Source organism: Thermococcus sp., from assembly GCF_026988555.1.
Taxonomy (GTDB): domain Archaea; phylum Methanobacteriota_B; class Thermococci; order Thermococcales; family Thermococcaceae; genus Thermococcus.
Genome location: NZ_JALSLB010000025.1, coordinates 56,955 through 63,782 on the forward strand (window position 1 = coordinate 56,955; position 6,828 = coordinate 63,782).

Consider the following 6,828-nt stretch of genomic DNA (forward strand, 5'->3'; position numbering starts at 1 on the left):
ACCTTAAAACCTTTCGCTTAACATGAATCTGTAGGACCAGGCGGCTGCATCGATTCCGTCATCGGAGCCACAAAGTGCTCAGAGAAAGCACGAAAGCGACCGAAAAGTATTTAACCAACATCCGTGAGATGCTAACGACAAAATTCCGGAGGTGCCAGAGATGGCTGAGGAGCACGTTGTCTACATAGGAAAGAAGCCGGTTATGAACTACGTCCTGGCCGTTATCACCCAGTTCAACGAGGGTGCTAAGGAGGTCAGCGTCAAGGCTCGTGGTAGGGCCATCAGCAGGGCCGTTGATGTCGCCGAGATCGTCAGGAACAGGTTCCTTCCAGAGGTCAGGGTCAAGGAGATTAGGATCGGCACCGAGGAGCTTCCGACTGCCGACGGCAGAACCGCGAACACCTCGACAATCGAGATCGTTATGGAGAAGCCATGAAATGTTGAATCCCCTTTCCTTTTACTCTCATGTTTCTCTTAACTTCAGTCCACGTTGTAGTGATGGAAACCCTTAATACTTATCGGGCGTATTCTCCATGGTGGCGCTTTTGAGTGGTAAAACGATAGGGGTTCATGATGAGAGGGCAAAGGAGCTCGCTCAGATACTGACCAGCGATAAGGCGCTCGCGATTCTCCACCTTATAGAGGATCAGGCACTCTCAATAAGTGAGATCGCAAGGGAGCTTGATATTCCCATCTCGACGGTATCGTACCACATGGAGAGGATGCTGAGGGTTGGCCTCGTTGAGGTGGCTGGGCGGAAGTACGGGAAAAGACTGCAGGAGGTAAAGCTTTACCGCGCGTCAAACAAACCCATCCTTCTGCTCCCCCGCAAGAGCGCCGCCAACGTAAAAAAGACGCTATTTCCCGGATTTGAGGGACTCCATGTCATCAGTCTGGCTCTGGCGGGACTCGTATCCGTGGCGGTGTACACTGTTTCTAAACGGCTCCTGGCAGTCCACCCAGAAAGCGGCGCCGGCAACATCCCAAGCTCCCCCCAGAAGATGGCACCACTAGTTGAAACCGCATCCCATCAGGGCACGAGTACGGTGTCTACATCTTCCACCGTTCCACTTCTCTTGGCACTCATTACGTTTATCTTGACGTTTAGCCTGTTTTTATACATCCTGCACAGACGGACCTGAAGAAAGGTTTTTAAGTTTCCTTCCCAACCCCCGCTAGAGAGGTGATGAAATGGCACCGAGAATCTCCGTAGGCCAAGTGGTTAAAAGGAAGGCAGTAGTTGTCAAACCCAGCGATACAGTTCACAGGGTGGCTAGGATTCTCTCCAAAAATAAGGTGGGAAGTGCGGTTGTTGTAAAAGATGACGAGGTAGTTGGGATAATCACGGACAGAGATATTCTGGATAAAGTCGTGGCGAAGGGCCTAAACCCCAAGGAGGTCAAGGTCAGGGAAGTCATGACGGAGAACCCGGTGACTATAGAGGACGACTACGATGTTCAGGACGCTATAGACAGGATGATGGACAGGGGAATACGGCGCCTTCTCGTCACCAGACTCGGAAGGCCGATAGGATTCGTAACCGCCGCGGACCTTCTCGTGGCCCTTAACACTTACAACAGCGAAAACGAAGAAGAGGTTCCCGAAGAAACCGAGGTCTACGGGATATGCGAGCTCTGCGGACAGTACGGCCCACTGTACAAGGTCAACATCGAGGGCGGCGAGAAGTGGATATGCGAGAGCTGCAAGGATAGTCTCAACCTCTAAACTCCTTTCAGCTCTTTCATAACCTCGTCAAGGATTGTTCCGAACTCTCGGTTCCTGTTCTCAACGCTCAGCGTATGGAGTCGTCCCAACGGCCGGAACCTGTCGAGCATCTTCCTGTGAACGACGGCCAAGAGGGGCTTTTCTAACTTCAGAACCTCGCCAACGATGTGGATAAACTCGTCGCTCTTGTACTCCATGGGGCCGATTTCGTCTATGACTATCAAGTCTGCCTCAACCAGGGCACGCCTTATAGCTGAAACGCCGACCTGGTCAAGTTCGTCAACGTGGACGATGTACTTTCCAAAGGGGACGCCAGGAAGATGCGACGTCCCGCGGAGGCTCGCAAGCGTTCCCTCCTCTCCGGTATCAAGAGCGATAATCCTGAACCCAACCCGCCTTCCGTTTCGCCTGACCTCCCTCGTTATGATCCCACCGACGATGTAACCCCAGCGGTCGACTTCCCTCGCAACCCTCTCCACGAGCGTTGTCTTCCCGACTCCCGCCGGGCCCGTCACGAATACTCTCAGCGTCATTCCAACCACCGAAGGAGATTTAAGTTCCTCCCTTAAACCCTTTGGGGTGGTGGTTGTGGAGGTAAGGTACAGGCCAGAGGAGCTGACAAGACTTCCGAGAAGCGTGCGCTATGAGAGTGGAAAGGTCGTCATGATCGACCAGACCCTGCTCCCAACGGAATTCAAAACGATTGAGTTGATAACCGTTGAAGAAGTCGCTGAAGCGATCGTAACCATGAAGATTCGCGGGGCGCCGGCGATAGGTGCAGCGGCGGCTTTCGGTCTGGCACTCTACGCGGACACGACGAAGGCAAAAACCCGGGACGAGTTCATGGACGGCTTTTACAATGCATACGATAGGCTGAAGAACACCCGGCCGACGGCGGTTAACCTCTTCTGGGCGCTCAACAGGATCAGGAGGTTCGTTGAGGAGAACGCCGAGAGTTCACTGGAGGAGATTAAGCGCATGATTGTTGCCGAGGCGCAGAAGATAGCGGACGAGGACGTTGAAGCAAACCTCAGAATGGGTCACTACGGTGCCGAGGCCCTGCCCGAGGGGAACGTTCTCACCCACTGCAACGCTGGCAGCCTCGCAACGGTCCAGCTCGGAACCGTTGGCGCTGTCCTCAGGGTCATGCACCGCGACGGGAACCTCAAGCTCCTCTGGGTGGACGAGACGAGGCCCGTCCTTCAGGGCGCGAGGCTTTCAGCATGGGAGTACCACTACGACGGCATCCCGCTGAAGCTGATAGCCGACAACATGGCCGGCTTCGTAATGGCCCAAGGCAAAGTCGATGCGATAATAGTCGGTGCCGACAGGATTGTGGCCAACGGGGACTTCGCCAACAAGATAGGCACCTACACTTTGGCTGTCCTTGCAAAGGAGCACGGGATACCTTTCTTCACGGTCGCGCCGCTTTCGACCATTGACATGAGCCTAAAGAGCGGGAAGGAGATACCCATCGAGGAGAGAAAGCCTGAGGAAGTTCTCACCTGCGGCGGCTGTAAGATTGCCCCGGATGTGGGCGTCTACAACCCGGCCTTTGATGTCACGCCGCACAAGTACCTGACGGGCATAATAACCGACAGGGGCGTCGTTTACCCACCCTTCAGAAGGAACTTGAAGAGACTTTTTGAGAGGGAATGAGAGAGTTCATTTTTTGCTTCCCAGCAATTTTCTAATCTTTCCGAAAAGAGATTTCTCATCCTTAATTTCCTCCACGAAAAGCCCCCGATTCTCCGGCTAAAGATTCTGTTTTTTTCTTATACTCCCCTGTTAGGGTCGCTTTAACGGCTTCCATGGTTATATTCCTCCGAAATCTATGGGGAAGCACCATTGGGTTGGGTAAGGGCATATAAACCTTTCTCCCAGGTAAGGATGTTATCTCCGCCTAATATTTGTCTCAGAGCCTAAGATCTTTAGAAAACTTAATTATAGCCGCTGATCATGTCAAAAAAGTTTTTAAACCCTTCGTACTCTGAACAAACGCCCCTCAAACGGGGGAGGTGGTCCATATGTATCCGCCTAAGAAGAAGGTCCGGCCCAAGGTTGAGGTCGAAGAGGAGGAAGAAGATTTCGAACCCCTTGATGAGGTTGAGGAAGCCTACGAAGACATGGATGAGGAGGAATGGGAAGACGAGGAGTGGGACGAGGACGACTACGACGATTGGGACGACGAGGAATGAATGCCCCCTCCTTCTCTTTTGTCCTTCTTCGGGTTTTTGAAGGGCCACCAGATGCATCCATTGAAGTGATTCCTTTCTGACAGACCGTGTGAAAAGGGAAGGTTATTAAACCCACCGATTCCTCTTTCTTGGGTGGGATTGTGGTACCAACGGCTAAAAGGCCCGTGAAGCGCAAGCGCACCGTCCTAAAAGGACTTGAAAAAGGAAGGCAGATGCATCATAGACCAAACCCCGGTAGATGGTTCTATTCGTTCATTCCGTTCAAGATCTCAACGGGTGGGGCCGCACCGTTAATCCCCCTGCTGACGATGGACGTCGGCGGAGGCCCGGCAGAGGTGGGAGTTGTAAACGCAATAGGCAGCACCGCCTCGATGCTCGGCGGCCTCTTCTGGGGAAAGCTGAGCGACAGACTCAACAGGAGAAAGGTCTTTCTTGTAGCTGGTTTTCTTGGAACAGCACTTTCAACTATTCTATTCTCCATTGCAAAGAGCGTTCACCAAATAATGATGATCAATGCGCTTTACACGTTCTTCATAGCCGCCACCATCCCGGTCCCGATCCTCATCATAACCAAGGCATTCCGCCTAGAAGATTGGGACTACGCGATAGGGAGGTTCAATGAGATCGGAGGCTGGGCCTGGGTTGCTGGGATGGGGGTTGGTCTGCTTCTCGCCCAGTTCCTAGGTCTGAGAGGGATCTTCATCGCGCTCGGGATGATCGGGCTCCTATCCGTTCCGTGGGGCGTTCGAACCATCAGGGAGGTTCCGCTTCATCTGCGCAGAGAAACACTGGGTGTCTACGCCGGCTACGTGATCGAAAAGTTCAGATACATCCCCAACGTTATCACACACCTCCCCAGGATCTCCACAAGGGGATTTGGAAAGCTCTATGGCGCCTCCCTGCTCTTCTGGATCGGCGCGATGCTGTACTTCACCCAGTTTCCAGTTCTCCTGAGGGAGAGGGGATTCAGCCCTTCGGTGCTCTACTTGATGGGCATAGGTAACTCGGCGGTCTCTGCTTTCATGTACATGCGGGTCGGGAGACGGCTGGGGCGTGAGGGAGGTTACAGTGCCCTCATACGAGGACTGCTTCTACGTGCAGGTGCCTTCACGCTCATTGTACTCGCGATGCAACTAAACGGGCCTCAGTTCCTCGTTCTCTCCTTCGTATCGTACTTCATGGCGGGCTATACCTGGGCCTTTATCGGGATATCAACCACTTCAATAATCTCACGCGGGGCAAGTGCCAGGAATCGTGGGGCCCTTATAGGGGCGTACAACATGATCAGCTCCATTGGCGCCATAGCGGGGAACTTCATCAGTGGTTTCATCACGGAGAGCCTTGGATTTACCTCCGATTTTGGCCTAGCATCTCTTCTGATATTGCTATCCGTCGTTCCCCTCATCGGTGGGAAGGTTAAAAGCTCCGGAGCCACATTATAATTAGGGTGAGGGACATGTTCCAGTTGAAAACCAAGATTGTGGGAGGAGAGGGCTCCCTTGAATGGCTCTCCAAGGAAATAAAGGGGCACGAACGCGTTCTTATCCTCACGAGCGGTTCGATGAAGAGGCACGGCTTCCTGAGCGAGGCAGAGGGCTATGTGAAAGAGGTCGGTGCGGAGGTCTTCTCGATAGTCGGCCTTCCAGCGGAACCGAGCATCGAGGTCATAGAGGAGTTCCTGCCAGAGGTGAGGGAGTTCGAGCCCGACCTTCTGGTTGCCCTCGGTGGAGGAAGCGTCATCGACACAACGAAAGCCCTGAAGGTCTTCTACGATGCCCCTCAATCCTCGGCCTGATGATTTGAACATAGGCCCTCTGCCTAAGTAATACCCCTTCTTGCTCCATTATTCCATCACCCAACCCGTGTTATGTATTACTCATTTCCTCTTGGACTTCAAGTCCATGAGGTAAATTGTTACCTTAAATTTGTCATACTTATATATTACCTCAATGACTCCTTTAACCTTTATCTTCGCCTTGAACAGCGCCTTCCGAACATTCCAAGGCAGTTCAACGTTCACAGGAATGAGCTGGTAATCCGGAGTATAAATCCCAGCCAAGTGTTCTCCTCGGAATAGAAAGCCCTTGATGTTAAACTCTTCCTGATATTTGTATAAGTCGTTAAATGGACTAACAAACTTCGTATCGCTAACATCGGGAGATACAACCGTTTCCACGTGAACCACTGAATAATGTAAGTGTTTAAAGTTTTAAAACATTTCTAAATGACACCTCGAACGCAAAGCCAAAATGGAGGCTAAAAAGAGGTTGTAATATGGAAAAAACACAAATTCTCACTTTTTCATTGGATTTGGCATGGCCTCCATGTGTTTGAGCTTTAGGACGTCTTTGAGTGGGCCTAAGAGTTCTCCGGCCTTCAATGAGACTCCAGCACCGAGGAGGATTAGGGCGAAGAGTAATCTCGCCTCAGCCAGTCCCAGCCAGTCCACGACGAAACCGTAGATGAAGTAGAAAACGCCCATTGTTAAAGCGGAGACCATTGAGTAGATTGACATTATTGTGGCCCTCTTTTCGCTCGGAATTCTGTGCTGGAGTTCTATTCCGAGGTTGAAGCCAAAAGCTGTGTGGACTATCGTAACGAGGATTCCCAAGGCGATTATCCAGAGGGGGTTCTGGTAAATCACGGAGAGGGCCGTCATTATTGGGACGATTACTGGGGCGAGGGAATAAGCCTTAACGCTCCATTTGTCCCTGAGCCGGATTCCTATGAGTTTTGGTAGGACTTTGACGAGGGCTTCTATGACTGCGAGGATTCCGAGTGTTCCTACGAGTGTGGTTTTGAGGATTTTGGCGAGTATGTCGCCTAAGTAGGGTTCAAAGAATTGGCGGAATTGGTTGGTGGCCATGACGACGGTTATTGAGAGGATTATGAGCCAGGGGAGTTC

At 52.0% G+C, this 6,828-nt stretch carries 8 protein-coding genes and 2 pseudogenes; 7 read left to right on the forward strand and 3 right to left on the reverse strand.

Going from position 1 to position 6,828, the window contains the following annotated elements:
* Positions 1-160: 160 nt before the first annotated feature.
* The 3 genes from albA (at position 161) to MVK60_RS03155 (ending at position 1,725) form a co-directional block, all read left to right on the forward strand.
* Complete coding sequence (gene albA / locus MVK60_RS03145; protein ID WP_014011661.1) at positions 161-436, forward strand: DNA-binding protein Alba; 276 nt, start codon at positions 161-163, stop codon at positions 434-436.
* 100 nt (positions 437-536) lie between these two features.
* Positions 537-1,142, forward strand: a complete 606-nt coding sequence (locus MVK60_RS03150; RefSeq protein WP_367270820.1) for an ArsR/SmtB family transcription factor — start codon at positions 537-539, stop codon at positions 1,140-1,142.
* Positions 1,143-1,191: 49 nt separating this feature from the next.
* Positions 1,192-1,725, forward strand: a complete 534-nt coding sequence (locus MVK60_RS03155) for a cyclic nucleotide-binding/CBS domain-containing protein (protein ID WP_297436348.1) — start codon at positions 1,192-1,194, stop codon at positions 1,723-1,725.
* Here the strand turns inward: MVK60_RS03155 and MVK60_RS03160 are convergent.
* Complete coding sequence (locus MVK60_RS03160; protein WP_297436384.1) at positions 1,722-2,258, reverse strand: NTPase; 537 nt, start codon at positions 2,256-2,258, stop codon at positions 1,722-1,724. The genes MVK60_RS03155 and MVK60_RS03160 overlap by 4 nt on opposite strands.
* A gap of 55 nt (positions 2,259-2,313) precedes the next feature.
* Here MVK60_RS03160 and mtnA point away from each other — a divergent pair, with 55 nt between their 5' ends.
* From mtnA to MVK60_RS03180, 4 genes and pseudogenes are all read left to right on the forward strand, one after another.
* Positions 2,314-3,384 (forward strand): S-methyl-5-thioribose-1-phosphate isomerase, encoded by a 1,071-nt coding sequence (gene mtnA / locus MVK60_RS03165; RefSeq protein WP_297436385.1) that lies wholly within the window; start codon positions 2,314-2,316, stop codon positions 3,382-3,384.
* Positions 3,385-3,752: 368 nt separating this feature from the next.
* Positions 3,753-3,923, forward strand: coding sequence for a hypothetical protein (locus MVK60_RS03170; RefSeq protein ID WP_297436350.1), 171 nt, complete (start codon positions 3,753-3,755; stop codon positions 3,921-3,923).
* Between the two features lie 128 nt (positions 3,924-4,051).
* On the forward strand, positions 4,052-5,365 hold the full coding sequence (locus tag MVK60_RS03175) for an MFS transporter (RefSeq protein ID WP_297436352.1): 1,314 nt from the start codon (positions 4,052-4,054) through the stop codon (positions 5,363-5,365).
* A gap of 14 nt (positions 5,366-5,379) precedes the next feature.
* Positions 5,380-5,706: pseudogene (locus MVK60_RS03180) on the forward strand (iron-containing alcohol dehydrogenase); the annotation flags it as partial.
* A 93-nt stretch (positions 5,707-5,799) separates the two neighbouring features.
* Here the strand turns inward: MVK60_RS03180 and MVK60_RS03185 are convergent.
* Together MVK60_RS03185 and MVK60_RS03190 are read right to left on the reverse strand one after the other, a co-directional pair.
* Complete coding sequence (locus MVK60_RS03185; protein ID WP_297436354.1) at positions 5,800-6,108, reverse strand: hypothetical protein; 309 nt, start codon at positions 6,106-6,108, stop codon at positions 5,800-5,802.
* A 108-nt stretch (positions 6,109-6,216) separates the two neighbouring features.
* Positions 6,217-6,828: pseudogene (locus MVK60_RS03190) on the reverse strand (MFS transporter); the annotation flags it as partial.